This is a genomic window from Erysipelatoclostridium sp. MSK.23.31 (assembly GCF_019125875.1).
GTDB classification, from domain to species: Bacteria; Bacillota_I; Bacilli_A; order Erysipelotrichales; family Coprobacillaceae; genus Thomasclavelia; species Thomasclavelia ramosa.
Map to the genome: position 1 here is coordinate 37,044 of NZ_JAHOCB010000008.1, position 26,997 is coordinate 64,040.

The window sequence follows — 26,997 nt, forward strand, 5'->3', positions numbered from 1 at the left end:
AGCAGATGAGCATAAAACTAATTTACGTGATTATCTTTTTTTATAAATGCATCATAGTTAAATACCCTGTATCAAAAAATTTCTATTTTATTGATTTTAATACATTCTTTTATCTTGCTTAAATACTAATTATAAAAGTCATCACTATTGATGACTTTTTCACATATATTTTTAAATCTATTAAAATTAAATTTAGATTTCAAGTTCTAATTATTCATTGATAATTTCATGCATTACTTGTGGAATCAAATCAATTAATTTACTAGGTAATACTGTATAAGAATTATCCCCTATTACATCCCCACAGCTGCCATGTAGATAAGTTCCTAAAATAGCTGCATTTTTAGGTGTATAGCCTTGTCCAACAAAACTAACGATCATCCCAGCTAAAACATCTCCCATTCCAGCCGTAGCCATCGCCTTATTAGCTGTAATATTACGATATGTCTCTCGACCATCTGTAATTAATGTGTTAGGACCCTTTAAAACAACAGTAACACCATATTTTCGAGCAAAACCACCAACTTTATCAATCATATCTAATTCATCATCATAAGCACACAAACGCTTAAATTCACCAAAATGAGGTGTTAAGATAATAGGAACGGGGCACTCTTTTAATAAATCTAAATGTTTAGCTGCAATCGTCAAACCATCAGCATCAATTACGATTGGACAATTGGCATATTGTAAAGTATCAATTACATACTGCTCGCTTTGTTCATTTAACCCTAAACCTGAACCAATCAAAATTGCATCACGGTCATAAAAAAGTTCTTGTTCCAGTTTACTATTACGAAGTTTAGAAGTACATTCAGGAGTAACTGTTGCTAGCGCATCAATTACTTTTTCACTTGAACAAACACATACAACACCACTTCCACTATAAACCGAGGCTTTTGACGCTAATAAAGCAGCTCCTCGATAGTAATCACATCCAGTTAAATGTAAAATCTTGCCATAGATTCCTTTATGTCCATAATAAGCACGCGGTTTTAAATGATATTTGATCCATGATGGACTAACCAATTTAGCAAGCCCCTGCTCCTGACGTAAATCTTTAGCATCCAATATTTCAACTGCAATCTCTCCTGTATACATATGACACTCTTCATTTAAAAAAGCCTGTTTGATTGCTGTTAAAGTAATTGTCTTACTAGCACAAATCACATTACCATAAGGTATTCCTGTATCAGGATTTAATCCAGTTGGAATATCAATTGCGATGATGTCTATATCATATAAATTATTAATTTCTTCAATTAATATCCTAGCTACTCCACGAACTTCACCATTTAATCCGAAACCAAACATTGCATCAATTACCACATCTGCTTTTTGTGCATCACTTATAAATAAAGATATATCTTCTTCATCCATAAAAGTAATTGGAACTTCCATCTCTTGCGCTTGCTCAATATAAAAATTATTTGCTTGAGAAAATTTATTAGGGTTCCCAAAACAGTATAACTTCACATTTCGTGCTCGAATATGTAGTTTAATCCCTAAACTTAAACCATCAGCTCCATTATTTCCCGGTCCACAAACAATCACGATATTATTATAACCCAAACAATGCGGTAAAATGGCATTACTAGCTTTATCCACTAGTTCTTCGATTGAATATCCCTCATTTAATAAAGCCTGATCGTAAGCCTTCATTTGTCTACTTGTTGCAACATACATATTATCACCATTACTTTCTCTATAAAATCTTATGTTTATATTATAAAGCAATTATTCATAAAAACCTACTTAGAAGCAAAAAAAATAAAAAAAGCAGATTTCTACACTCTGCTTCTAGGACGCTCATCCATTATCTCTTGATAAATCATTGTAACAATATTATGTGGATTAATATTTTGGTCTAACAGACGTTCCAGCATGATCATCATTTTTCCATCATTAATAGTACCGATAATATTCGCTTTTTCAATATTTTGAATATCACATATATATGGAAAAAATTCATTGATTTTTGTATTGATTCCATAATGATGATTAGAACGGCTATATAAATAAATTATCTTATCACCATTACAATCCTCAAAAACACTTCCGCGAGGATAATTAAAAACATTTTTATACTGCTTAACTTGCTTTCTTTTTTGTTCATGCTTATATTTTCGTTTATTTTCATATACTATTTCAATATGTTTTGGTGATAGCATATTAACCAGCTCATAAGATTTTTTACAATCAAATATAATCGTTTCACTGTAATCAAATTCATATCGTAATGCTGCTTCACGAACAAACTTAGTCTTATTAACATATAAGTTTGAATTATCTGTTTGATAAATATAATATAATTGATCACCCACTCTAATAATATCACCAACGCAATAAATAATCGGAACATCAAAATGAATCAATCCCTCTAGGTAGCGTGAATTAACAATCAGTTTTCGCTCAATCATTATTAAATTATTAATTCCAATCCGATTGTAAATATCTCGAAAATTAGTTCGCGGAATCTTATAAGTGTTTGTTAAATAGACATATGTATTTTTACGATGGTCATATATATTCTTATCAAGCTTAAATGTAGCTAAATAACAGGACTTTTGTTTTGTAGAACAATAATACCCATAAAAATAATTTTCGTCCTTAGCAACGACCAAATAGGGCCTAATTCGATGACTTTCTTCTATACGTTCTAACTCATCATTACTTAACGGCATCAAAGCCCATACTAGATTTCCTATCGCCACTTCATTATATTTATCTTCAACAATTGGCGTAAGATCTATAATTTCCTCTTTTTCTAGTCTACTAAAATACTTTAATAATCTTTTAAACAATTTCATCTTCCCACCCCAAGATAATTATATACCCAACAATCAAAGAATACAAAAAGATTATAGAAGCATTAATCCTATAATCTTTTTGTTACTCATTATATAATTGAAAAAACGAACTGAAGTGAGGGGTACAGTTCGTTCTTTCTATATTTATATCTTATTTTTCAGCAATTGTTGCATAATTAGCAACAATGTAATCTACAACTGGATTACTTCCCCAAGTTTTAATAGCTGAAGCTGTTGCTTGAATCGTATTTGCAGTTACTGTTAATTTATAATTAGCATCATCATATCCGTACTTACCTTTTTCGGTAGTTGTAATTTCTTTTTTTGTTCCATTTTCATCAGTTGTTACAACCGTAGTAACACTCTTATCAGTTACATCTAATAGTGGATTTAAAGTAACGTTATCTAATAATAAAGCTGAACTATTACCGCCTTTGATTGCTCCCATATAATAATAAGTTCCTTCATATTCAACCCATTTACCTGCTTGTGCCGCCAACTCTATATCATCAGTATATTTCACAACATTTGGCAATGCCAATAAAGCCGCATTTTGTGTTAAACCATTTTCATCAGTAAATGTATTGCTTAAAGTTTCATCACCGCGGGTCCATGACTCTGTTAATGTTGCTTTAACAACTACATCAACATTACCACTGTTTTTTACTGTTACATCTTTATTTACTTCAACTCCTGGTAACCAATCAGTTGGTGGAGTAAATTCTTCTTCAATTGTAGTATCATATTTTGCTGTTTTAAATTCATTTGTTTTTGTCAATTCCTGACTAAAATACGCTAACGACCCAACTACTCCTACTGTTAATGCTAATAATAATATTCCACCTAAACTTTTTTTATTTTTCATTCTTCTTCACCTTTCCTTTTCTTTATTGTTGTTCAGCAATCGTAGCAAAATGATCGGCTAAATACACAGCCATCACATTATCACCAAACGCATCCCTAATTGCTGCTTTTGAAGCTTGGACTGTCCGCGCTTCAACTGTCAAAGTATAATCTGCGCTATCATATCCATATTTTCCGTATTGATATTTTTTAGTTACAGTTGTAGTCCCTTGTTCATCTGCTTCAACGACTGTATGACTGCCGCTAACTGTTGCATCTAATAACGGATTCATCTTCACACTATTTAATAATCCATTTGATGCTTCATCTTCACCAATTACACCTAAATAGTAGTAATAATCACCATAATGAATCCATTTATTATGATAATCTGCTAGATTATCTTTAACATCTTCATATTCATAAACCATATTTTGAACAAAATTTTTAATTGCCGCATCATGTGAAATGCCGTTTTCATCAACGAATGAATTTGGTAAAATTTCACCTTCCTCGCTCAAGATTTTATCTGGATCATTAGGATCCATCAGATTTTCACTACGTTTCCATAGCTCAGTTAATTTTGCTCTTACCACAATATCAACGTTTCCAGTATTTTTAACTGTAACTTTTTTATTAATTTCAACACCTGGTGCCCACTTATCAGTTGGAATAAATTCTTCTTCGATCGTTGTATCATACTTTGCCGTCTTAAGTCTATTTTCAACAGTTAAGTCTCTAGAAAAGTAAGCCAATGTACCTACAACCAATACAATTGCAGCTAATGAAATAAGGGCAGATAGGCTTTTCTTATTTTTCATTTCTATCACTCACTTTCTTTTTAATCTAATAATGCATACGTTTCAGGAACTACAGTTTCAAAAGCGGTTCCTGCGACTGCTTGTTTATTAGCTTGATAAACTTGAACTGTAATCGTTAAAGTATAGTTGGCACTAGCATACTTACCATTACCAGTTACAACTGTTTTATTGTAAGTTGCATTATTGGGAATGCCTGTATTTGGGGCAACTGCCCATCCTGTTTCAGGATTATTAGTTATTTTGCTTGGTTCACCAGTTGTCATCGTCGAATAATATACTACTGTTTTCTTAGTTTCAGCAAAATCGACATCTCCACTTAACATGATTGATTTTAAAAACTTATCCTCGGCTCTACCACCCGAAGAAATTATTCCGTCATAATAGAAATATCCATCACTATTTGAATATATCCATTTATTACCATATTCTTTTTCAACAACACTAGCTCTTGGATCAGCACTTGTAACTGTAATATCTTCACCATCAGCTGTTTTCCATGTTTCACTCCACATTGCTCGAGAAACAATATTACCAGTTCCAGTATTTTCAACACCTACTTCTTTAGTAACTTTATCTCCGGGTTCCCAATTATCTTTTGGTGTAAATTTTTCCACAACTTCTGACTTAAACTGTCCAGTTTTTAATTTGTTATCAACATTCGTTGTGCTATTATAATAAGCAACTGCCCCACCTATAACTAAAAATGCTGATAACGAAATAATTGCAATCAAACTCTTTTTTCGTTTCATAATTTTCGTACCCCTTTCTCAAATATTTAATAACCGATATGTGGTATTAATAACCAACAAATATACTTTTGTCATATTACAACATTATTATAAATAATCATGGTTTGCTTCTGGTTATATTTCACTTTCCTTAATATTCTATTTTAATGTTTTTATTGAATCTAAAAATCAATAATTGTCTTAACTTATAAAGAAAAACACTCTAACAATTGTTAGAGTGTTCGTGGCTTCATTAGTTGTTTACTGTAGGTAATCCATTCAAGAAATTTTTTACAGTTTGATTTGTTGCATCAGTGATCCAAGTTGCAGCAGCTTCTTTATTAGCTTGTGAAACTTGAGCAGTAATTGTTAATGTATACTCAGCGTTATCATATAAACCATTTGATTTAACTTCAGCACGTTTAAATGTCGCTTTAATATTGTTATTTTCATCATCTAATGCTTTAAATTCTTCTTCAGAAATTTTTACCCATTGAGTTTTTGAGTCAGTTCCAATTGATGTTTTATCCGGTTCAGTTGCTGCAGTTGTATAATAAAAGTTTTTAATATCTGTTCCAACTACATCAGCACTATTTTTTAAAGTAATTGAAGTTAGGAAATTTTCTGTATGTCCATTTACTCCAATCATCTCATTATAATATGCCCATCCATCATTACCGTCAACCCATTTATCGCTCATACCATTTTTATCAACAACACTTTCATTATTAGTGTCTGGATAAGCTACTGCTTTAAATTCTTCTCCGTTGCGTGTCCATGATTCTTCCCATTTAGCACGTGCTACTAAAGCATAATCTCCTGTATTATCAACTCGTACCTCTTTTGTAACAGTTGCTCCTGGATTAAATTCTTTAGGTGTAAATTTTTCGACAATATCAGAGCCAAACCCTTTTGTTTTTAATTTATTGTCAACTGTATGTGTTTGAGTAAAATATGCTAGAGTTCCTACAACTACCAATGCCCCTGATAATACAATTGATGCCACTACGCTTTTCTTGTTTTTCATGATTTCCACTCCTTTTTATTTTTTATTTCATTTTACAAATCAATGATAACAATTGATGGTTTGCTTCTGGTTATATTTATAACTCTTATTCTATTAATATAACTATCGAAGAAAACTTTTCTTTTACAATTAACAGTATATCTTTATTTGGTTTTTTTCCGGTTATATTCACAAACGAAAAATAATATTCAAAAACAAAAAGAGATGTATAAAAATACATCTCTTTCACGATTTAATCAATAGAAACTAATTGTCCATTTTCAACAATAATTGAATCCCAATTTTGCGTAGCAACTGCATTAGCACCGTCATCTGCTTGTACACCATTAGCAGTGATTATAATCTTAGATTTAAGATTAGCATATGACATTGTTTCCTCATATGAGGTAAAATTATTTTCAATAATAAATGATTTAAATAAATTGACAGTCTCATTAGATTTTAATGGCATCTTTAGATAGTAATAAGATTTACCCTTTTCCCCAGTAGCTTTATATATCCATTTATCTTCATCAATTCCACGAATTACAATTTTATCAGGATCTTTATCACTCAAGATATTTCCATCTTCATCCATCCATACCTTTTCAACCGTCACTCTTATGAAAGCATCTAGTTCCTCAGTATTTTTTATATCAACAATTTTAGATTTTTCTTGTCCAATCACTACTGGATCATCATACTTAATTCCATCTTCACTCACAGAGGCATCGGGATTAGTTGAGCTTTCGATAACATCTATTCCAAATTCACCAATTCTAATCCGGTTCTTAGTCTCATCACTATCTGTAAACCATGCCAGTGTGGCGGATACAGCAAGTACACAACCTAGCAAAACTATTAGACTCATTATGGTTCTTTTCTTTTTACTCATCTCGCTACACTCCTATCTTTAGACTGTCACTTTTTCTTTTTCATCCGCTACAAGGTTACTCAAAACAATATTTAATAACAATATTCCACCAATAATTGCTACCGCAATATATTTTGCTGATGAAGCAAAGATCGTTCCAACAACAGGGAGGCAGAATTCTAATGTCTTTCCGGCTACATTTTGATATTCTACCGGATTTGTATCATTAGTTGGATTTGCATCGCCTTTTGTAACAAAAGTTTGTGAAATTTCGTTTTTCACTATCACTCGGTGAGTAACTAATGTATCATCATCTACTCGAAATGTGATTGCATCGTTTTCTTTAATATCCTCAAAAGAAGCAGCTTTGTAATAGATCAAACTTCCAACTGGATATGTGGGTTCCATACTTCCAGATAATACAACTACAGGCTTGTAGCCAACTACCATAGGAGCAAGTATAAGCACTAATGCTATTATCACTACATAACATAATATTGATAAATAGCTAACCACTTTCTTAAATATCTTCATAACCTGCCTCCTATCCTAGTTATTAAAAATCTTCTCCAGATTTCTGTTGATTACTATTACCCTTATAATCACTCCATGTTACATTATTTCCAGAAATAGCAGCAGTTTTACCAAAGGTGCTTTGTGCCCCTTCAGTTGTAGCTTTACATGATTCTAAATTAAATGTAATTTGATAGATTATTCCTGAATAATCCACCGCATGAGTATCATTTGAAACTTGCTCCGATAAAACCAGACTATCCAAAATGATATTAGTTGTTGTATTAGCTTTTAATACTTTAGTGTAATAGAAATAGCCGTCATTTCCATCCACCCATTCATCTTGCCAGGCAGATGTCCATTTCTTTTCAACACTATCAACGTCACCATTTACAAAATCACCATTTTGATTGATCCAGCTTTGACTGTAACTTACCCTGATTAAAGCATCAATTTCACCACTGTTGGCAAATTTAACCTTTTTATCAACGGTTTCTCCTGGTAAAAATTGTGAATCTTGATTAAATTTTTCAATCAATTCAATCTCCGGTTCTTGCGTTGCCATTTTGTTTTCTACATTGACGGTACTATTATAGTAAGCACTTGTATATCCAATCGCAACAATCAAACATACTGAAGCAAAGATTAAAGCTACCTTCGTCTTTTTAATTTTTAAAAATTTCACTTTATCTTCACCTCCATTTAATTCCAAGTAATTACATTGTTAGAAATAACTTTAAAATCACGACCAAAGTTTGCTTGTACTGCTCGATGGTTAACACTATCGTCATCACTATACTGTACTGCTTCACTAACAAATTTCAAAGTATAATCTGCTGTTTGATAAATTTCGGCATAATTGCTATCAAATTTAAGACTAGTTAAAACTTTAGCTGTCATTTCATTAGCTGGAAGAACTTTTTTATAATAATACCAGCCATCACCACCATCAAACCAGTCATTTTGCCATGCTTCAGTCCAGTTCTTATTAACAACTTCATTGCCATCAACTAACCCAGAAATAACCTTGCCATCAGCATCTTTCCAAAACTCCGCATAAGAAACTCTTAGAAAGACTGGTGCTGTTCCAGTATTTTTGAATTGTACTTCTTTTTCTACTTGATCAAACCAGTCTACAGTTGAATCTTTGTCAAACTTTTCTACTACTTCAGTATCCACTGTTGGTGTCTTAATATTATTAGTGACAGATGCACTTAGTTTTGACCATGCGTAGATTCCGCCCACTGCAGTAAGACAGACTGTCACCACTACCATCAATACCATCAATGGTCGTTTCATTTTAATTCTACCTAAATATTTCATTGCGTCATCCCTCACCTTCTTTATTAATTACCAACTTTTTTTATTTCTGCAGCTTCTAAATCAGTAGTTACACCATCCTTATAACCTTGCACAGTTAACTGTGGTTCTCCTGCATCAGCCACAATATTTCTAAATTTAATTCCTTCAATTACAAATTTTCCAGTAGTTTCATCAATAATATCTTTCCATTCAATATAAGCATTAGTACCACTGCCACCTAGCTTACCACCTTGAGCATCAATTACCTCAAACTTATTAGCATCATATTTTACTCGAATATCAACATCGGTATCCATTGTTGTAATACTTGTAAAAATACTATTAAATGCATTTTCCATCGCACTACTGTTATTTGCTTTTGTATAATGTCCTTCACTAGCTAAACGCGTTAAGAAACTATCAAATAATGATGAATTATTGGAATTAAGACCAATCGTAAAAATCGTCTTACCTAAACCTTTACCAGAACGATTAGTTCTATTGCCTGCATCATTAGAATTATTGTTACTACGATTTTTAGTAATATCATCATTTTTATGACCATAATACTTTGATCCATTACTACTTTCAATGTAATTATTGATTCCTGTTAAATTTCCACTAAACTTAATAAAATCAGCTTGATTTAAAGCCTCAGCTCCAACCCGATACCCATTATCATCATAATCATTATAACTAGTATTAAATCCCTTATTTCCTGGTTGACCGTCAGTAAAGACGATTACTGAACGATTATTTTCTCCAGTTGCACTTGATAATTGATTACGAACTTCATACAAACCTAAATCAATTTGCGTTCCTCCTGAAGCTTTAATATTTTTGATACCACCATTATTTTTAGTTAAATATGTGTACCATGTTTCATTACCTGATTTAATATCTGATAACTTCACAAAATTATTATTAGTGATCGAACCATCTGCACTATATGCAAAAGTAATTACTGATACACGACTGTCAGGATTATGTTCATATAACTTAGTTATAAATTTAATTACATTATTTTTTAAATGGGTTAGACGACTGCTGCCATTCATTGACTCATCCATGCTGCCTGATTTATCTAATAGCAAGACAACGTCTTGTGGGGCTTTTACTGTCGTAGATTTAACATTTCCACTTACATTATATTCATAGTTATTGATTGTTTCACTTCCAGCAGGAAGATAATTAGTCTTTTCATCAGTCGCTTTAAAGAATCCAACATGACCAAATGAATTTGTTAGAGTCACATAACCATTAGCTGCATCTTTATTTTGACTAAGTTCGATAATATTTCCACTAGATAAGTTTGTTTGAGCATAACCACTTTCTGTACTTTCTAGCTTATATTCCATTGGAACAGTTTCTGTTACGGTATATTTACCAAACGGTAAATTTTCTAAAAGAACTTCTTCATTATTTTTTAAGATTAAATCTGTTTTATAAATTACTGCATTTTCACCATCTCGACCAACCACATGAATAATAAATGTCTTATCTTCACTAGAATTGTTTACAACATTTTTTACAGTAAGAGTTGCACTTGTAATTGGCAATTCTTCATTAACTGTTGGTACATTGAAATCCAATGTAGAATCTTTATCAATATAATTTTTATAGACTAACTGGGTTGGGTCATTGGCTGGATAATCTGTACCATCCTTATATTCCTCTTTAACTGCTACATAATATTCTAAATGAGCTTGACTGTTTTTTTCAACATCACCTACATACCAAGTGATTTTTTTTCGACCATTTTCTGTACTTACAATAACATAACCACGATCAAATATTAATTTATCAGCTACAGAGTTATCATAACGGCCATCAGGTAAATCTAAAAGATCAACATACTGGCTCATTGGATCATTGACAATCCCATTTTTTATGATTGTTTCATATCGAGTCACAATCTCATTAGCAATATTTTCATAAATTCCGCTTAAATCACTAGAGGAACTATAGGCATATCCTTCACCTTGAGTAGCTACATTCTTCAAGAAACTATTAACACTACTTCCAGTTGTGTAACCAATCGTAAAAATTGTATTTCCACTTTTCTTTGCTAATAATGCTTCATTTTCAGCTAATGTAGCAGCTGCATTATTTAAAGAATAGTGACTATTATTTAAATATAAGTCTAATGTAAAATCATTTCTTCCGCCCTTAATTACACTATCATAATTGATTGCATTTTCCCCAAAAGTATATCTACCACTATATCCTAAAGCTTTATCAGTAGCGGTCGCTTCGCTATAATCATTAACTAAATAACCATTATTGCGTTCATTATTTAGTTTATAACTTCCTGTCGCACCACCATCACTTAATAAAATAATAATTCCATTTTCTGATTTAGCATTTTTTAAAACAGTTCTAGCTTTATAAAGCCCTGCTTGAATGTTGGTTCCACCATCCGAATTATTTCCTAATTCGACATCTCTAATTGCTTGTTTTGCGGTTTCAAGATTGCTTGTTAGATTTTGTTCTACTGTACCATAGTAATTAAATGTCACAATTGAATATCGATTCTTTTTATTTCCAGAAATTTTACTATTATTCAAAAACTCAATTGCAGCGTTTTTAGCTTTAGTAAGACGTTTTTTATCATTTGAAGATGTGCTATTTCCATGTTCATCTTCAGCCATACTATTTGAAATATCAAATACTAGAACAATATCATTACCAATCGCCTCAACACTATCCTGGGCTTTTCCAGTAGCTAAATCCAAATTGATTTTATACCGATTATCGCCAACTCTTTCTGAAGTTTTATTAACAGTAACTAGGCCATCACTACTAGTAGTAGAGCCAGGGTTATTTTCCGCTTCAACAATTAAGTTAGTTCCAGCCGCTGGTATTATCATCGCTAATGCCAAAACCAGTGTTTTTATCTTTCTAGTAAACTTATTTTGTTTTCTTTTTTTAGATATCTTCATTTAGCTTCCTCCTCACTGACGTTACTGTTAAGCTTCTTTTTTGTTACCAGATTAACGATTATATAAATCAACACTAGACCAGCCAAAATTATTTTTGCAATCATTGATTGGATCATTCCATAAATATATCCTATATAAGGAATATTTATCTTTACTATCCCATTTAATCGACTAAAGGCAACTGGGTTTGAATCTTGGCTACTATTAGCATCACCCTTAGTAATAAATACTTGTTTTTCTTGGTCTATTTTAATTACTCGGTGAGTTATCACATTACCGCTTACACCTGAGCCTTTAAAACTTATAATATCATTTACCTTTATTTCATCAGCTTTAGCTGGTTTAACTAGTAATAATTCTCCAGTTGAATAAACAGGCTCCATACTATTCGATAATACAACATTTACCTCATACCCCAGCAATCTTGGGCCAAGTGTTATAATCAAATATATAAAGCATAAGATCAATAATATCGTTGAAACAATATTATTAATTTTTCTTATTTTATTCACTTGCTTGTTTCCTTTTAAGAATAAAGATACCAGCAGCAATTAACAGTAAAACAATTCCACCTGTAATATACAAATAAGTATAATTAATTCCTTCTTCACCTTTTTTTAAAGGCGTCTGATCATCAGGAACTTCCTCTGTTCCATCCCCAGGTGATAACGGAGTTTCTGAATCAGTCACATTTTCGGTATCATCACCTTGGTTAGTTGTAGTACCACCAGTTCCTGCTCCACCAGTTGCAGTTGATACTGCAGTGTTAGCAGGTAAACCTACAGGAATCACTACAACACTTTCAACATATTCCTGTGTTACATTTAAATCTCGATATACATATGTGATTGAATTATCTGTTTCACCAATTGTAATTGATAAATCAGCTGCTCCAATCAATTCATAGCCAGCAATCGTTTTAGCTCTCTCGTTCACTGTACTGCCAAGTGGCGCTGTCATAACTTTTGTTGTGGCTATTTGAACATTATCCTGATTAACATAATTGATCGAATATTCGCGTCCATTAGTCAAAACTTGATATTTGGCTACAAATGTCATTGCACCAGTAACAGCCTCACCACTAGCTGGAAGGGTTTTATTCCATCCCATTAAATAATAGCCATCTTCTACATTGATATCAGGGATATCCGGAAAACGTTCGTTTGCTGCTACATCGATAGTAATCTTATTTTCACCATTAGCAGCAAATGTACCATGAGCTCCTGCCCTAAATGTTACTTTATAGGTTCTACTAGCATCAACTGTCATTGGATTAACAAAGCCGACCATTGCAATCATCATAGCTAGAACAATAATGACTTTTTTAATTTTCTTCATGACTGCAATCCTCCTTATGCTTTTTCTTCTTCAATAAGAATATAACTGCAAATCCACTAACTGCTACCAATCCAAGTAATGGTGCAATTACAGTTGCATCACCAGTTTTGATACTTTCATAAACATTTCTAACTACTTCAACAATAGTACTTTGATCATCAAGTTCTTCAACACTAAAATTAAACTTGATCAATCCTTCACGATTTTGATACGTATTATCCATTGAATCACCATTAACTTCCAATGTCATTGTTACTGTAGTAGTTTCACCTTTTTGTAAACTAGCAAGTAACGTATCTTCACTCATTCTTCCAGAACTTAAAGCAGCCAGATCATCAAGTGTTCCATTATAAAACTCTTCACCTTCATTAGTAATTGTAATATTATAAACACTTAATCCCGAAGTATCAGTATCAAGACTATCTAAGACATCAGCACTCAAATAAAATCTTAACTCTCGATGATCATCATTTTTTAAAACAATATTTTGTGTTCGAACTTCACCAGGCATAATATTTTTAAAATTATCAAATAAATCCTGACTACCATCCAAAAAAATAAAGTCTTCTGCATCACCATCAAATGATACATTAGTATCAGCTGCATGAATAGTAGTCATAGATAGTGCTAGTACTGTTGTTACAACTAATGTTTTTAAAATATTTTTACCTCGCATTTTAATGACCTCCTCCACGACTATTCTTCTACATACTGAATAACATCATTATTATCAATTTTAACTTCTAAGCCCCATTCACTCAAAATTGCAGATTCAGCACCAACTTTTTGAATTGCTTCAGCTTCAAAACTTAAATGAGCACTTAAACCAGAGTAACGCATTGCATTAGTGTTATCGATATTGCCAGATAATTTGATTTGATTAACAAATAAATCTGTTACTGCCCCTGGTTCTAATAATTTTTTATAATAGAAATAAACAACTTCTTTATTTTCATCACTATCTTGAATAATCCAATTATCTTTATCATTAGTAATGATTTCAATAAAACCAGGATTAGCATCGATCACCTTATTACCGCTTTCATCTTCCCAGTATTTGGTAACAGCAATTCTTGTATATAAATCATTTTCTGATGTATTTTTTACAAATGTTTGTTTATCTTTTATAGCTCCAGGATAACCAAAATTAAAGTTAATACCTTCATCCGTTATTTGACCATCTTCATTTGTTGTAGCATCTCTCAATTCAATTCCAATATTCCCTGAACTAAGTTTGTTACTTGAAGAAGTATCGGCACGGAAATAGGCAATTGCGCCTCCAATTGGAACCATGATACATAGAACAATCATTAATATTAATAGCTTATTTTTTTTATTTTCCATGATGATTATCTCCTTTGCTTTAATATTGATCGGTGGATACTTTTCCCACATTACATCCATATTATATGTAATGGTGGTTTTAAAGCGGTTATATTTTGTTTTAGATAATAACTTTCTTTTAAAATCTAAAAAAGAGTTAAGTTATATCTCTAAAACTTAACTCTGAACTGAAGACTCTATTGGTTTTTTATATAATAATTTTGCTTTTGCAACATCATAATTCAAACGATATGTAGTACTATTATATTTTGCATAAAACTTTTTATTTATTCTTTGAATGATTGTATATGCATTGTCCATTTCCTGACACGCTACTAAAATAATATATTGTTTCTTATTAATTTTAGCAAACAAGTCATTCACTCTTAATGATGAAGCAATCATTTCTTTTAACTGGTTCATTACATGTACTTGATTTTCTATTGTAGTTTTAGCATTAAGATCAAAAATAATCAAAAAATATTTCTTATTATCTCGAAGTGCATTCTTAAGTAAAATTTCATACATATGCTTAAACATGTCATATCCACAGTAAAACCCTCGATAATCAGCATTATTAATAATCAAATCTTCATTAACATTTTCAGTATTAATAATATAATCTTCTTCTATATCTTCTGTAATGACATCATAAAGCTCTTTAAACCGCGGTGATAATCCTGTTCCCAACTCTTTATAAAAGCGTTCATTCAGATCATCATAATATTTTAACGCATTATGATAGTCCTTTAATTCAATCAGCCCTTTAATATAATAATAATGTAGACCTTCGTAAAATGGTTCTAATAGAATAGCATGATAATTTATTGACATCATCTTTTCAAACTGTTTTCTTTTCATGTAGTATTTGCAAATTTTGATAACACAGTTAACATATGCTGAGCGAAAAAATTCTAGCATCTGTTCAATCCAAATAGAATGATTAGTCGTTATATATAATTTACCTTTATATAGATGATTTACTTTTTGAGCATATGCTAGGTCCTTATCACTTATATCATCAATATATTTTATTTTGTCCCAGTTATAATAAAACTCCTCAGTATCCATCACCCATTCCAACTTGGGATTGATTTGATAACCACCTTTAACAGTTAAAATAACTTCTTCATCCTCATTAAAAATACCTGATGCTTTTAAATCTTTACGAAGTCTAAAAATAGAAAACTTAACCACACTATTTGGATTTTCACTATCCGGATATAAAATATCAATAATATTATTCTTAGATATTACAACTCCTTTTTGAAGCAGCAATAATTGGAATAAATTAATCAACTGTTTTCCTAATAATTTGGTTAAATCAACTGTTACATTTCCACGTGAAAGTGAAAACGTTCCAAACATATTTACGTTAATCTTATCATTTGCCATATCTAATTCCCTCACTTTTCAAGATATGTTACTTGCCCACAAATTTATCCACCAAAATAGTCATATTCTAAAACCCCATTACAGTATTAGCCCATTATTTTTATTTAATAGTAATTTATTAGTGATAAATTCTTACCACTTGGTTTAACTATAGATTTTCGTGCACAAAAAAAACACATAAATTTGGGTCTATTTACGTGTTTTATAGTAAGATTATATGCGAACGAAAACGTATTCTTTCCCGTGCAGGAAAAGTATGATCCTCGATTCTAATTTTTTTATAAAAATAACATATTCATTATAGCACTGTATTTTTAATTACGTCAACTTTATTTATAAGTGCGGTAATACTAATTATATTGATAGAATCAAAAAAGATTACGAATTTAAAATCGTAATCTTTAATTAGTTGTTATATTCAATTTTTATTTTACTCTTACAGCACAAACGAATCCTGAACCAGACACAGATGAAATCTTAACTACATCACCAGTTCTTGGGGCATGAATATATTGACCATTACCAATATAAATACCAACATGTCCTGATTTCCATAAGATATCTCCTGGCTGTGCTTGGGAAATACTAATTTGTGTACCTGCATTCTTTTGAGCTGAAGATGAGTGTGGAAGTGAAATTCCTACACGTGAGTAACACCATTTGACAAAACCTGAACAGTCAAATGAATTTGGACCGTCTGCTCCCCATACATATGGACACCCTAATCTAGAATAAGCAGCTGATAAAACACTATTACCATAGTTATTACTTGCTGCCCCGCCATAAACTGCATTTACCTTTACTGATAAGCTCGCGGTACCTGTGTTACCGGCTGCATCAGTTACTGTATATGTAGCTGTTTTAGTACCAGCTTTCGCTGTACTAGGAGCATCAACTTTGACATTGGCTTTAACATCACCATCTTTATTATCAATTGCTGAAGCAATATATGCATTAAAATCAACATTTTCACCAGCATTAACTGTAATTGAAGATTTTGTTAAACTAATTACAGGAGCTGATAAATCTTTAACAACAACATTTAAGTTAGCCTCACTAACATTTCCTGAACTATCAGTTGCAGAAATTTTCAATGTTTGCGTTTCATCAATTTTTGAAGTATCAATAGATCCTTCAACAGTTGGTACTAAAGTACCATCTAAGTTATCTGTAACATTTACAAAATTATTTAAATCAAAACCACTTCCGTAATCTACAGTAACATTTTCTCCTTGGGTTAAATTAATAACCGGAGCTTCTAAATCGCTAACAGCGAATGTAAAAGTTTTAACAGTTTCATTACCTGAACTATCAGTAGCCTTTAAAGTAATATCTTGTTGACCTTTAACCTCTGTATTTAATGGGGTATTAGCCTCAATAAATGGAGTTACATCACCATCAACATTATCATTAGCCTTAACATAGCTAGCGAAATCTGTACTTCCTTTTACAGGAACATCAATTGTGTATCCTTGATTTGAACCTAATGATTCAAATTTTGGTCCCTCATTATCTACTACATTAACTTGAACTGTTTTTGTAGCAACATTAGAACCACTATCAGTTGCAGTAACTGATACTTTATAAGAACCTAATTGTGTTACATTTAATGATGAAGTGTCAGCTGATACTTCAATTAAATCACGACTGTCCTTATTATCAGTAATATCAATACTATCTACATCAAATTTCTCACCATAGGCAAGATCGATTTGATTAGACTTAATCTCAGGTTTTTCTTTGTCTGCTGCTGCATAACCAACTAGCATAAAACTAGCAACAGCTGCAATCGGAATGAACATTGCTTTACGATTAACGATATACTCGTCAACTACATTTTTAAAGCTTGTCTTAATATTTCTATCCATTCGTTACCTCCTTTCAATAATATATCCAATTGTTATTATATTACTATTTTTTAGAAAAATCTAGCCCTGAAAGCTCTTTCATTTTTGTCCTTTGGCTGTATCGCAAGCTCCGCTTAGCTTTCAAGAGAATAATTTTTTTAAGATTTCTTAAGAAATTTATAAGATTTTACATAGTCCTAAATAGAAATTACCATAAACATAAATATTAATAATAATATTATCCAGAATTTATAACTAAAAATACCTTATTCAATGCTCTTTAATGACTCAACCATATCAATATTTTTTAAAACTTTTCGCATTCCAAAATCAATTAAATAAGTAAAGATCATTGTAATAATTATTGCATAAACATAACTCATTAAATTAACACTTCTAATAAACATAGCTACTTCAACTTCTACCGCATTAATGATAAACATATGTAAAACTTTCCCAATTCCTAATCCTACAATTGATCCGATTGCTGATAAAATTAGGTTTTCTCTAAATACATAATCATACACCTCACGTGGATAAAAGCCTAATACCTTTATAGTTGCAATTTCACTTTTACGTTCTTGAATATTAATATTTGTTAGATTATACAAGACAATAAAAGCTAAGGCCCCGGCACAAGCAATCAATATTACAACAACACTATCGATACTGCCCATTTGATCTCTAAATGCTTGACTAATTCCTTTAACATAATTTAATGAATCAATATTGCTATCCTTGTCGCAATAGTTAGTAACAGTTTTACGATTGCCATCATCTTCTAAATTAAAATACGCATAATTATTAACTGGAGTCTCACCTGTTAGACCTCGATAAAATTCTTCACTCATATATATATGGTGTTGAAAATACAATAACATTACTCCTGTAATTTTAACCTGATAATCTTTTTCATCAATCGTTATATTTATTTTATCTCCAATCGTTACTCCTAATAATTCTGATAATTTAGCTGAAATAACAACCCCCTGATTATTTAATTTAATTTTTTCACCTGTTTGATAATTCTCTAGATTTGTATATTTGCTAAGTTCCTCATTATTCTTAAATACTTCTAATGTACCATAATGATCTTTACTTCCTACAACTGTGATCGTTTTTCGATAAAAACTACTGCAATCTTTTACACTACTTAAACTCTCAAACTCATCCTTTTCTTTTTTTAATTGATCATTACTTAGATTACGATCAAATACAACCATTCCATCGTAAGTAAAAATATCACCATATTGCTTATCTGCTAAAGTAGAAACCGAATTCTTGATCCCAAATCCAGTAACAATTAAAGCCGCACAACCAGCAATTCCTATAATCGACATAAAGAAACGCTTTTTATACCTAAAAATATTTCGCATCGTAACTTTTTGATTAAAAGACAAACGTTTCCAAATAAATGTTATTCTTTCTAGAACAATTCTTTTTCCCATTTTAGGGGCCTTAGGTCTAAGCAGACTAGCTGGCATCTCATTTAATTCTTGACGTGTCACTATGTAAGTAACTAATAAAGTAATCGCTACTGAAATCAAAAATGTTTGGATACAAATAAAAGTATCAAATGAAATCTTGATTGGTGCACCGACATTAAACAACATTTTACGATACAAGAAATAAATAATACTTGGGAAGAAATATACTCCTGCGATAATTCCTAATACACTAGCCACGAAAGTAGCTAAAAAAGCATAAATCAAATATTGATTAATTACATCTTTTTTATCATATCCTAAAGCTCTGAAGGTTCCGCTTTGGACTCGCTGTTCTTCAACCATTCGAGTCATTGTTGTTAAACTAACTAATGCAGCGACCAAGAAAAAGATCAGTGGAAAGACTACTGCAATGGCTTTCATTGATTGACAAGCAGAATCATAGCTTAAGATACTAGCACTTTCCTCACGTGTTAAACTAATCAGTTTTCCAGTTGGAATATCATCAATGGCACTGCGAGCATCATCCAGTTTTATCTTAGCATCATCTAACGATGTTTTCGCTTCATCTAATTTAATCTTTGTTTCATCCAGTAAAACTTTTGTCTTGTCTAATGTAATTTTAGAATCGTCCAGTTGTTTTTTAGAATTAGTCAAAGTTATCGCTGTTTCATCTAACTGGGCTTTGGAGCTGTCTAAAGTAACTTTCGTATTTGCTAACGTAATTCTTGCACTTTCCAATTGATTAGCTGTAGCAGCCAAAACAGCACCATTATTGTCCAATTCCAGCTTGCTCGCATCCAAAGTTTTTTTAGTTGCATCCAGTTGAATTTTAGTCTCGTTCAACTTTTCTTGCATTATTGCAGCATCTTCTGGCGTAATTAAATTATTCTCAATTAAATATTGTAATTGTACTACACTTTGATTATATTGCTCAATTCCCACATTATACTGATTCAGTCCATTATTATATTGATTTATCCCCTCATTATATGCACTGATTCCTTGATCATACTGAGCTTTTCCCAGCTGATAATCACTGACTCCTTGATCGTACTGAGCTTTTCCATCTTGATATTGCTTTAGACCATTTTGATATTGACGATACCCATCATTGTATTTATTTAAACCATCTTGATACTGCTTTAAGCCACTTTCATATTGGCTAAGACCATTGTTATATTGAGCTAATCCATCTTGGTATTCATTGATACCATCATTATATTCCTGTTCGCCTTTTTCTAATTCACGATTAGCATCACCCGCTAATTCCTCATTGACCTGAGCAACTTTACCACTAAGAACTTTTTTAATTTCTTTATTAACATCTTTTACATAACTTAAATAATCATCACTAAAAATATTATTATCATCACTGTTTTTTAAAGTCACTCGAATTTCATTAAAAACAGTTCCATTACGAAGATCATATAGATCTTGCGGTAAAGCTAATGATTCATTGCCTTGAGCTAAAATTTCAACAAAAGCCTCATTAGTTCCATCACCGAGAGTATTTGTCCCCCGTTCAATCGTACTAAAATAACGAGGATCATTGATCAATCCAACAACCTTAAATTTCTTTTCACCATTATCATTAGTTAATGTTATCTTACTTCCTACTTTGATTTTATTTCTTGAAGCATAATTATTATCCACCAAACATTCATCATCAGCAACTGGAACTGTACCATCAACTAATTCAATTTTATTGACCTTATTATCAAAACTCTCATTTGTATATACTGTCGTTCCTTTGACATTATCACCAACTTGGATCAAAGCATCAAAGCGATTTCCATATTCAACCTGAGCGACTTGCTCAATTTTTTTAACAGCTTCTATATCCTCATTTGTAAATCCTAGTGTTGCAACGTAATTAAGATCATTGAAAGCGTGTTCTTGAAGATAACTATCCATCGTTATTTCCATAATTGAAGCCGTATGCCGGAGTCCTGCAAAAAAGGCAGCACCTAAAAAGACAATACAAAAAATCGACAAAAAACGTGCTTTAGTTTTTTTTATTATTTGAATTTGATTTTTTACATATGCTCTCTTTTTCATATTACCACTCAATTTCCGCGATTGACTTAGGATGTTCGTTTATATTCATTGAAGCTACTTGACCATTTTTAAGATGAATGATTCGATCTGCCATTGGAGCTAAAGCACTATTATGAGTAATAACAATTACTGTCATTGTATATTTATCGCACATCTCCCGTAGTAATCCTAAAATCGCTTTACCGGTTTGATAATCTAATGCTCCTGTCGGTTCATCACATAAAAGCAGTTTAGGATTTTTAGCAATTGCTCGCGCAATAGCCACCCGCTGCTGCTCACCACCTGATAACTGAGCCGGAAAATTATCTAACCGTTTATTTAATCCTACACGTTCCAAAACCATTCTCACATCTAAAGGATTCTTCGATATCTGGGTAGCTAATTCAACATTTTCTAAAGCCGTCAGATTTTGAACCAAATTATAAAATTGAAAAACAAAACCAATGTCATCTCGTCGATATTGCGTCAACTGTCTTTCACTATATTTAGCAACATCTTGACCATCAACTAAAATTTGCCCACTTGTTGCTTTATCCATTCCCCCTAAAAGATTCAAAATAGTTGTTTTTCCAGCACCAGAAGGCCCAACAATTACTACAAATTCACCTTTATTAACTTCAAAATCAACACCATCTGATGCATTGATTTCGACATCACCAACTTTATATGTCTTTTTAACATTATTAAATGTAATGAAACTTTTCATTTATCATCACTACCTTTCTAATTAAAACATATACATAATTATATCACGAAACTATTCTCAATCCAATTTCTACTTTTTTAATAAATAAATTAAATAATGCTACTCATATTACAAGAATTTTTATAAAAATCGTGCTAAAATTAAATCAATTAGGAGGTCTATTATGAAAATAATGATTTTATCAGATTCTCATTCTGTTTCTAAAACCGATTTATTAACCCTTTTAAAAAACAACTCTGTTAACTATTACATTCACTGCGGTGATATTTATATGACTTATGATGGCATCAATCTTAATAGTTTTTATTTAGTCCGTGGTAATAACGATTTTGGTAATATTCCTGATGAATTATTTATTACAATCGATGATTTAAAATTTTATATTGTCCATGGTCATCGCTATGATGTTGATTATAACCTAGATTATTTAACCCATACCGCAAAAGAAAAGGGAGCTGATATAGTTTGTTTCGGGCACACTCATCGACCTTATTACGATTTTCATGAAGGAATCACTTTTATTAATCCTGGTAGTGTTTGTTATCCTAGAGGTCAGTATCGTAATCCAACCTATTGTATTTTTGATACTAAGACAAAAAAAAGTACTTTTTATGATGTCACGACATTAGAACCATGTGACCCTTTTTCCCCAATGGAACGTCCTAAAAGAAAAGAACCATTTTATAAAAAATGGTTCAAATAGTCGGTTCCGGCAAAACTTTTTGGTACATGAGCGTACAAATAATCATACAAACTAGCATTGGGATAATTTGAATCAATAACAATCCCCCCACTAGATAAAAATTAATCAATCCTAAACTATACAATTTAATTAAAATAATTATTTGATACAACAAAGGAATAACAATAATTAAACCATAGAAGATAATCATTTCCAAATCGATTATCTTTTTTAAATCTTTTAAATCATACCCCATATGATACAAGTTAAGAAAGCTCCTTTTTCGTCCTTGCAATTCCATTCCTACTTTAAAAATAGTTGTAATCGATAACAATACCATGACACTAAAATATGACATCAACGTAACCATACTAATCAATGGGGTATCTAAAGTATAAATAGTTGTACACATCAAAATAATCGCTGCTATGGTTATTACTAAAACAAGCATTCTAACTTTTTCTAGATCATAGCGAACATTTCCCAGCGTAATTAATAAACAGCGGTCTTCTAACGATTCATTAGTTTGCCGATTTTCAATGAATTCAGGAATTATATTCTTAACTAGGCCATAAACACCAATTATTCCAATAAGAGCAATCAATAAATGACTAGCTGTATCATTAAGAAAAGGAAATACGATCATTGGTAAAATAAACAAAACAAGATATATTCGATTTGATAGTTTCTTTACGCCTATTCCAAATTTTTCAATTTTAACATTTGCAGTCACCATCTTATTGATGCTGGTACGATAACAATATCCCATATTTAAAAGCGTACACCAGCCAATTTCACAAAATAAAATGATAGCAGTTGCCATAAAAGTATTACTCGAAATATAATTTAAACTTCCTTGATAATCAAAGACCATAAAAAGTAAATTATTTACTAAAGGAACTAGAGGATAACTAATGACAAAACCAATTGGAATAGCTAAAAACATGATAATCGTACTCTGTAAAAGCAAATAAATCCCAACTTGATAAACAGATGCCCCTGACATCAAAACAATTGACACATCTTTAGTTTTCGCTAAAACATAAAAATCATTAGCCATAAATACACAAACCATTGCAATCAAAATTACAAAAGCAGCTATCGTAGTAATCAACTTTGCATCATTCCCACCAAGATTGATCCCTGTACTAGGATTAAGTGTAAGATTAAAGAATAAAAAGATAAAAATCGTTGTTAAAACAAAAGATAGAAAATAAAATAAACTCTTTAAAAAATCAGTTTTTAAAGATCTTATTGCTAATTTTATTAAGCCCATTAGTCAAACAACGCTTGCGATTCTGTCGAATTAATATCAACGATTTTGTAAAAATACTCTTTTTGACTCATATCTTTTCGCTCTATTGTTTCATCAATCACACCATCTTTAATATATAATAATTTCGATGAATACGAAGCAATTTTAGAATCATGAGTTACCATTAAGATAGATACACCGTCATTAATATTTAAATCTCTAAACAACGATAACAATTCATGAGAATTTTTACTATCAAGATTTCCAGTTGGTTCATCAGCTACAATAATCTTTGGATTAGTAACTAAAGCCCGACAAATTGCTGCCCTTTGTCTTTGTCCCCCAGAACACTCACTTGGATATTTATTCAAAATCTGCTCGACATCTAACCGTTTTGCAATCTTTGCAACTGCTGCTTTTATCTCTACTTTTGATTTTCCTGCTAACGTCAGCGGTACAGCAATATTTTCAAAAATCGTTAGTGAATCTAATAAATTAAATTCTTGAAAAATAAATCCTAAATTTTCATATCTGAATTTACCAATTTCTCCCTCCGACATTTGTCGTACCTCTTTACCATTAATATAAACAAAACCTTTAGTTGGAATATCGATTGTTGATAAATTGTTAATAAAAGTCGATTTACCAGCTCCTGAAGGACCCATGACACAAACAAATTCTCCCTCATACATTTCTAAAGAAACATCACTTAACGCAGTATAGGGGTTTTTTGTCCCTACACCATATATTTTTGTTACATTTTTAGCAACTAAAATTTTATTTTCCATCATTTTTTCCTCCATGAATCGGTGCTACCACCGCTTTTTTATAATTATAGTAAGTAATTAAACCTGAACAAACAACAGGAATAAAGTAGACCCCAATTACTCCTAACGCAAAAGCAACCGACATCTCCCCATGATAAATAAAACATCCTGAAATAATAATTATATAAATCATTGGAATTAATAATAAAACTAAATAAAAATAAAATACCTCATACTTAATTATTTTAGTTATTTCTTTTCGTGTATACCCAATCTTCCAAAGATTAAAAAATAAAGTTTTTCTTGTCTGGGCCTCCATACAAAATTTATAAACGATACTAGTTATTAACAAAATGATTATTACAATGTAACCAATCACTCCAGTAATATATTCACGAGGTGCTCCCTGATTAGCAGCGATTGCCGCAATCATCCCTGTAACAGAAATCATCATTAAACTAATTAGTAAAATAGCTCGCTGAATTGAATAACCAAGGTTAGAAACATAAATCAATGCATATCTCTTTTCTAATAATTTCTTTTCTTTAAACTTCTTAATATACTCTGGCAGCGCATATCTAATCAAACCAATAGCCCCAACGATCCCTACCCCGGTAGGTGCAATATAAGCGGTAGCACTATGCTCATTCATAAACATCATAACTATTCCAAATACATATAAAAATAAATAAACAGCTGATGGAATTACTAATTTACGTTTATCACTAAAATCCATTGCCTTTTCTTGTTGTAACAAACTTGAAATATCATTTCGATAAATATACCCACTAGCAAAAACACAAAGTGCAACTAGGATCATTGCAACTACAACTATGGTCTGCATAAATGCTGCTGAAGGTATATGATAAATCGATGCCTCAATCCCCAAATAATGAAACATCCAATAATTTGAGATTGGTGTAACTGCCATCCCCAACGCAAGACCAATTGGTGCTGCAATCAGTAATAATACAAATGTCTGATAAATCAAATATTTAGTAGATTTAAAAGAACTGTTTCCCGATAATGTCATAATGGCAATTTCATTAGTTTTTCGAGAAATAAAAAAGCTATTTGCAAAGAAAATCATAAAACAACAAAAGCAAATTATGATAAAAGATAATGTTGTAGAAAGCGGTACATTGACTTGATTCCATGTAGCACCACCAACGACAGCACCAGGATCAGCTAATAAGTCGTTATTCATAATATTAAAAAAGATAAAGCAAACTGCAATAGCAAAAACCATTGTCAAAGCATAAAAAGCACTCTTTTTATACTCTTTCACCAGTAATGTCATTGCAAACTTAAAATTTCCCATACTTTTCTCCTATCTAAGTTTTAAAAACTTGATTAATTTTATTGATCAATTTAAAAAAATTAGTCATTTCTGTTTCATCTAAACATTTAGAAAATAATTGCACTAATTCCTCTTGTACCTTTCTAGTCTGAACTATCATATCTTTACCATGATCTGTGATTATAACATTGGTTATTCGTCGATCAGATTCGCACGCTTTAACCTTAACAAGACTACGGCCATGCATTCGTGCAACTATTCCTACTGTTGTAGCATGTGAGACATCAAATTCCATACTAATATCTTTTTGATTGATCGTTCGATCCTGATTATCGGCTAAAAAAATCAGGACACTAAGCTGTGTAAAAGTTAATCCATATGGCTTTAAACGAGCATTTGCATAATTAGCAATATTTCCTGCCAGTTTATTTAAACTGAACATTACTTCATAATCCTTCATTTCCGCCTCCCTAATATGTAGCCTGCTACATATTAATATTATAAGATGACTAATATTAATAGTCAATTAAAATATGTAGTAAGCTACATATTCTAATTGACTAAAAAAACTATACCTTAGTATAGTTTTAATATTCATTCAGCTCTTTTTTCAAATCTTCAATATATCTTTCTTCAAATTTATCTACACGAACAAATTTTCCTAATATCGATTGAGGTTCAAAATCAAAATTTAGATACATGCGACATCCACCATCAGGCAAAGGGGCAAATTGTCCGCTCCAATGACCACGATAACTATTATTTTCAACATCATAGTCAAATTGAATATTTTCACGTAAATCTGTAACAAAAATCTTCGTTTCCCGCTGTTTTCGATCATATTCAATAAATCGATTATCACCAATCTGCTCAACCCGTGTTAAATCACTACGCCATGAACAATCCTTTAAATTAGTTATTACTTTAAAAACTGCTGCTACTTCACTTTTAAAATCAACTGTCATATCTATTCTTTTCATTTTTTGAGCCCTCCACGATTCCATTATAACACAATAAAAAAAGAGAAAGCGAACTTTCT

The 26,997-nt window shown here is 31.4% G+C and carries 25 protein-coding genes; 1 reads left to right on the top strand and 24 read right to left on the bottom strand.

The window, feature by feature from the left end; genetic code table 11:
• Window positions 1–210 precede the first annotated feature (210 nt).
• From KSU54_RS05575 to KSU54_RS05665, 19 genes are all read right to left on the bottom strand, one after another.
• The gene (locus KSU54_RS05575; RefSeq protein WP_009008798.1) at window positions 211–1,686 is read right to left on the bottom strand and encodes a bifunctional ADP-dependent NAD(P)H-hydrate dehydratase/NAD(P)H-hydrate epimerase; all 1,476 of its coding nucleotides are present in this window, start codon (window positions 1,684–1,686) and stop codon (window positions 211–213) included.
• Window positions 1,687–1,787: 101 nt separating this feature from the next.
• A complete protein-coding gene (locus tag KSU54_RS05580) occupies window positions 1,788–2,810 on the bottom strand; it encodes a hypothetical protein (RefSeq protein WP_117792028.1) in 1,023 nt (340 codons plus the stop codon).
• A gap of 151 nt (window positions 2,811–2,961) precedes the next feature.
• A complete protein-coding gene (locus tag KSU54_RS05585) occupies window positions 2,962–3,675 on the bottom strand; it encodes a BsaA family SipW-dependent biofilm matrix protein (protein ID WP_003538491.1) in 714 nt (237 codons plus the stop codon).
• Between the two features lie 22 nt (window positions 3,676–3,697).
• Complete coding sequence (locus KSU54_RS05590; RefSeq protein WP_003538493.1) at window positions 3,698–4,474, bottom strand: BsaA family SipW-dependent biofilm matrix protein; 777 nt, start codon at window positions 4,472–4,474, stop codon at window positions 3,698–3,700.
• Window positions 4,475–4,494: 20 nt separating this feature from the next.
• On the bottom strand, window positions 4,495–5,223 hold the full coding sequence (locus KSU54_RS05595; RefSeq protein ID WP_008792083.1) for a BsaA family SipW-dependent biofilm matrix protein: 729 nt from the start codon (window positions 5,221–5,223) through the stop codon (window positions 4,495–4,497).
• A gap of 232 nt (window positions 5,224–5,455) precedes the next feature.
• A complete protein-coding gene (locus KSU54_RS05600) occupies window positions 5,456–6,229 on the bottom strand; it encodes a BsaA family SipW-dependent biofilm matrix protein (protein ID WP_003538498.1) in 774 nt (257 codons plus the stop codon).
• A 232-nt stretch (window positions 6,230–6,461) separates the two neighbouring features.
• The gene (locus tag KSU54_RS05605; RefSeq protein WP_117792027.1) at window positions 6,462–7,103 is read right to left on the bottom strand and encodes a SipW-dependent-type signal peptide-containing protein; all 642 of its coding nucleotides are present in this window, start codon (window positions 7,101–7,103) and stop codon (window positions 6,462–6,464) included.
• An 18-nt stretch (window positions 7,104–7,121) separates the two neighbouring features.
• Entirely contained in the window at window positions 7,122–7,616 is a 495-nt protein-coding gene (locus tag KSU54_RS05610; RefSeq protein WP_008792085.1) for a signal peptidase I, read from the bottom strand.
• Window positions 7,617–7,638: 22 nt separating this feature from the next.
• The gene (locus tag KSU54_RS05615; RefSeq protein ID WP_009299600.1) at window positions 7,639–8,280 is read right to left on the bottom strand and encodes a BsaA family SipW-dependent biofilm matrix protein; all 642 of its coding nucleotides are present in this window, start codon (window positions 8,278–8,280) and stop codon (window positions 7,639–7,641) included.
• A 17-nt stretch (window positions 8,281–8,297) separates the two neighbouring features.
• Complete coding sequence (locus tag KSU54_RS05620) at window positions 8,298–8,918, bottom strand: hypothetical protein (protein WP_008792087.1); 621 nt, start codon at window positions 8,916–8,918, stop codon at window positions 8,298–8,300.
• Window positions 8,919–8,941: 23 nt separating this feature from the next.
• Window positions 8,942–11,839, bottom strand: a complete 2,898-nt coding sequence (locus KSU54_RS05625; RefSeq protein ID WP_117792025.1) for a vWA domain-containing protein — start codon at window positions 11,837–11,839, stop codon at window positions 8,942–8,944.
• The gene (locus KSU54_RS05630; protein WP_003538514.1) at window positions 11,836–12,351 is read right to left on the bottom strand and encodes a signal peptidase I; all 516 of its coding nucleotides are present in this window, start codon (window positions 12,349–12,351) and stop codon (window positions 11,836–11,838) included. The genes KSU54_RS05625 and KSU54_RS05630 overlap by 4 nt, the downstream gene beginning before the upstream one ends.
• Window positions 12,344–13,177 (bottom strand): MucBP domain-containing protein, encoded by an 834-nt coding sequence (locus KSU54_RS05635; RefSeq protein WP_008792089.1) that lies wholly within the window; start codon window positions 13,175–13,177, stop codon window positions 12,344–12,346. The genes KSU54_RS05630 and KSU54_RS05635 overlap by 8 nt, the downstream gene beginning before the upstream one ends.
• On the bottom strand, window positions 13,164–13,853 hold the full coding sequence (locus KSU54_RS05640; RefSeq protein ID WP_009008794.1) for an LPXTG cell wall anchor domain-containing protein: 690 nt from the start codon (window positions 13,851–13,853) through the stop codon (window positions 13,164–13,166). The genes KSU54_RS05635 and KSU54_RS05640 overlap by 14 nt, the downstream gene beginning before the upstream one ends.
• A 20-nt stretch (window positions 13,854–13,873) precedes the next feature.
• Window positions 13,874–14,521, bottom strand: coding sequence for a hypothetical protein (locus tag KSU54_RS05645; RefSeq protein WP_008792091.1), 648 nt, complete (start codon window positions 14,519–14,521; stop codon window positions 13,874–13,876).
• A 156-nt stretch (window positions 14,522–14,677) separates the two neighbouring features.
• Window positions 14,678–15,895 (bottom strand): BTAD domain-containing putative transcriptional regulator, encoded by a 1,218-nt coding sequence (locus tag KSU54_RS05650; RefSeq protein ID WP_008792092.1) that lies wholly within the window; start codon window positions 15,893–15,895, stop codon window positions 14,678–14,680.
• A 425-nt stretch (window positions 15,896–16,320) separates the two neighbouring features.
• Window positions 16,321–17,763, bottom strand: a complete 1,443-nt coding sequence (locus KSU54_RS05655; protein ID WP_003538523.1) for a C40 family peptidase — start codon at window positions 17,761–17,763, stop codon at window positions 16,321–16,323.
• Between the two features lie 245 nt (window positions 17,764–18,008).
• On the bottom strand, window positions 18,009–21,248 hold the full coding sequence (locus KSU54_RS05660) for an FtsX-like permease family protein (protein ID WP_117792024.1): 3,240 nt from the start codon (window positions 21,246–21,248) through the stop codon (window positions 18,009–18,011).
• 1 nt (window position 21,249) lies between these two features.
• Window positions 21,250–21,954: an ABC transporter ATP-binding protein gene (locus KSU54_RS05665; RefSeq protein ID WP_003538528.1), complete on the bottom strand. Its 705-nt coding sequence runs from the start codon at window positions 21,952–21,954 to the stop codon at window positions 21,250–21,252.
• A 163-nt stretch (window positions 21,955–22,117) separates the two neighbouring features.
• Between KSU54_RS05665 and KSU54_RS05670 the strand changes: the two genes are divergently transcribed.
• Window positions 22,118–22,657, top strand: a complete 540-nt coding sequence (locus tag KSU54_RS05670) for a metallophosphoesterase (protein WP_008792094.1) — start codon at window positions 22,118–22,120, stop codon at window positions 22,655–22,657.
• Here KSU54_RS05670 and KSU54_RS05675 read toward each other — a convergent pair.
• From KSU54_RS05675 to KSU54_RS05695, 5 genes are all read right to left on the bottom strand, one after another.
• On the bottom strand, window positions 22,650–23,912 hold the full coding sequence (locus KSU54_RS05675) for an FtsX-like permease family protein (RefSeq protein WP_117792023.1): 1,263 nt from the start codon (window positions 23,910–23,912) through the stop codon (window positions 22,650–22,652). The two genes, KSU54_RS05670 and KSU54_RS05675, sit on opposite strands and share 8 nt — an antisense overlap.
• Complete coding sequence (locus KSU54_RS05680; protein WP_008792095.1) at window positions 23,912–24,682, bottom strand: ABC transporter ATP-binding protein; 771 nt, start codon at window positions 24,680–24,682, stop codon at window positions 23,912–23,914. The genes KSU54_RS05675 and KSU54_RS05680 overlap by 1 nt, the downstream gene beginning before the upstream one ends.
• A complete protein-coding gene (locus tag KSU54_RS05685) occupies window positions 24,669–25,979 on the bottom strand; it encodes an FtsX-like permease family protein (RefSeq protein WP_008792096.1) in 1,311 nt (436 codons plus the stop codon). The genes KSU54_RS05680 and KSU54_RS05685 overlap by 14 nt, the downstream gene beginning before the upstream one ends.
• A 13-nt stretch (window positions 25,980–25,992) precedes the next feature.
• Entirely contained in the window at window positions 25,993–26,418 is a 426-nt protein-coding gene (locus KSU54_RS05690; RefSeq protein WP_003538538.1) for a MarR family winged helix-turn-helix transcriptional regulator, read from the bottom strand.
• 127 nt (window positions 26,419–26,545) lie between these two features.
• The gene (locus KSU54_RS05695) at window positions 26,546–26,938 is read right to left on the bottom strand and encodes an SRPBCC family protein (protein ID WP_008792097.1); all 393 of its coding nucleotides are present in this window, start codon (window positions 26,936–26,938) and stop codon (window positions 26,546–26,548) included.
• Window positions 26,939–26,997: the final 59 nt, after the last annotated feature.

Excerpts from the sequence above, each read along its gene's own strand:
- KSU54_RS05575 (WP_009008798.1), bottom strand. The coding sequence starts at position 1,686 with ATGTATGTTGCAACAAGTAGACAAATGAAGGCTTACGATCAGGCTTTA.
- KSU54_RS05580 (WP_117792028.1), bottom strand. The coding sequence starts at position 2,810 with ATGAAATTGTTTAAAAGATTATTAAAGTATTTTAGTAGACTAGAAAAA.
- KSU54_RS05585 (WP_003538491.1), bottom strand. The coding sequence starts at position 3,675 with ATGAAAAATAAAAAAAGTTTAGGTGGAATATTATTATTAGCATTAACA.
- KSU54_RS05590 (WP_003538493.1), bottom strand. The coding sequence starts at position 4,474 with ATGAAAAATAAGAAAAGCCTATCTGCCCTTATTTCATTAGCTGCAATT.
- KSU54_RS05595 (WP_008792083.1), bottom strand. The coding sequence starts at position 5,223 with ATGAAACGAAAAAAGAGTTTGATTGCAATTATTTCGTTATCAGCATTT.
- KSU54_RS05600 (WP_003538498.1), bottom strand. The coding sequence starts at position 6,229 with ATGAAAAACAAGAAAAGCGTAGTGGCATCAATTGTATTATCAGGGGCA.
- KSU54_RS05605 (WP_117792027.1), bottom strand. The coding sequence starts at position 7,103 with ATGAGTAAAAAGAAAAGAACCATAATGAGTCTAATAGTTTTGCTAGGT.
- KSU54_RS05610 (WP_008792085.1), bottom strand. The coding sequence starts at position 7,616 with ATGAAGATATTTAAGAAAGTGGTTAGCTATTTATCAATATTATGTTAT.
- KSU54_RS05620 (WP_008792087.1), bottom strand. The coding sequence starts at position 8,918 with ATGAAATATTTAGGTAGAATTAAAATGAAACGACCATTGATGGTATTG.
- KSU54_RS05625 (WP_117792025.1), bottom strand. The coding sequence starts at position 11,839 with ATGAAGATATCTAAAAAAAGAAAACAAAATAAGTTTACTAGAAAGATA.
- KSU54_RS05635 (WP_008792089.1), bottom strand. The coding sequence starts at position 13,177 with ATGAAGAAAATTAAAAAAGTCATTATTGTTCTAGCTATGATGATTGCA.
- KSU54_RS05640 (WP_009008794.1), bottom strand. The coding sequence starts at position 13,853 with ATGCGAGGTAAAAATATTTTAAAAACATTAGTTGTAACAACAGTACTA.
- KSU54_RS05645 (WP_008792091.1), bottom strand. The coding sequence starts at position 14,521 with ATGGAAAATAAAAAAAATAAGCTATTAATATTAATGATTGTTCTATGT.
- KSU54_RS05650 (WP_008792092.1), bottom strand. The coding sequence starts at position 15,895 with ATGGCAAATGATAAGATTAACGTAAATATGTTTGGAACGTTTTCACTT.
- KSU54_RS05655 (WP_003538523.1), bottom strand. The coding sequence starts at position 17,763 with ATGGATAGAAATATTAAGACAAGCTTTAAAAATGTAGTTGACGAGTAT.
- KSU54_RS05660 (WP_117792024.1), bottom strand. The coding sequence starts at position 21,248 with ATGAAAAAGAGAGCATATGTAAAAAATCAAATTCAAATAATAAAAAAA.
- KSU54_RS05665 (WP_003538528.1), bottom strand. The coding sequence starts at position 21,954 with ATGAAAAGTTTCATTACATTTAATAATGTTAAAAAGACATATAAAGTT.
- KSU54_RS05670 (WP_008792094.1), top strand. The coding sequence starts at position 22,118 with ATGAAAATAATGATTTTATCAGATTCTCATTCTGTTTCTAAAACCGAT.
- KSU54_RS05675 (WP_117792023.1), bottom strand. The coding sequence starts at position 23,912 with ATGGGCTTAATAAAATTAGCAATAAGATCTTTAAAAACTGATTTTTTA.
- KSU54_RS05680 (WP_008792095.1), bottom strand. The coding sequence starts at position 24,682 with ATGATGGAAAATAAAATTTTAGTTGCTAAAAATGTAACAAAAATATAT.
- KSU54_RS05685 (WP_008792096.1), bottom strand. The coding sequence starts at position 25,979 with ATGGGAAATTTTAAGTTTGCAATGACATTACTGGTGAAAGAGTATAAA.
- KSU54_RS05690 (WP_003538538.1), bottom strand. The coding sequence starts at position 26,418 with ATGAAGGATTATGAAGTAATGTTCAGTTTAAATAAACTGGCAGGAAAT.
- KSU54_RS05695 (WP_008792097.1), bottom strand. The coding sequence starts at position 26,938 with ATGAAAAGAATAGATATGACAGTTGATTTTAAAAGTGAAGTAGCAGCA.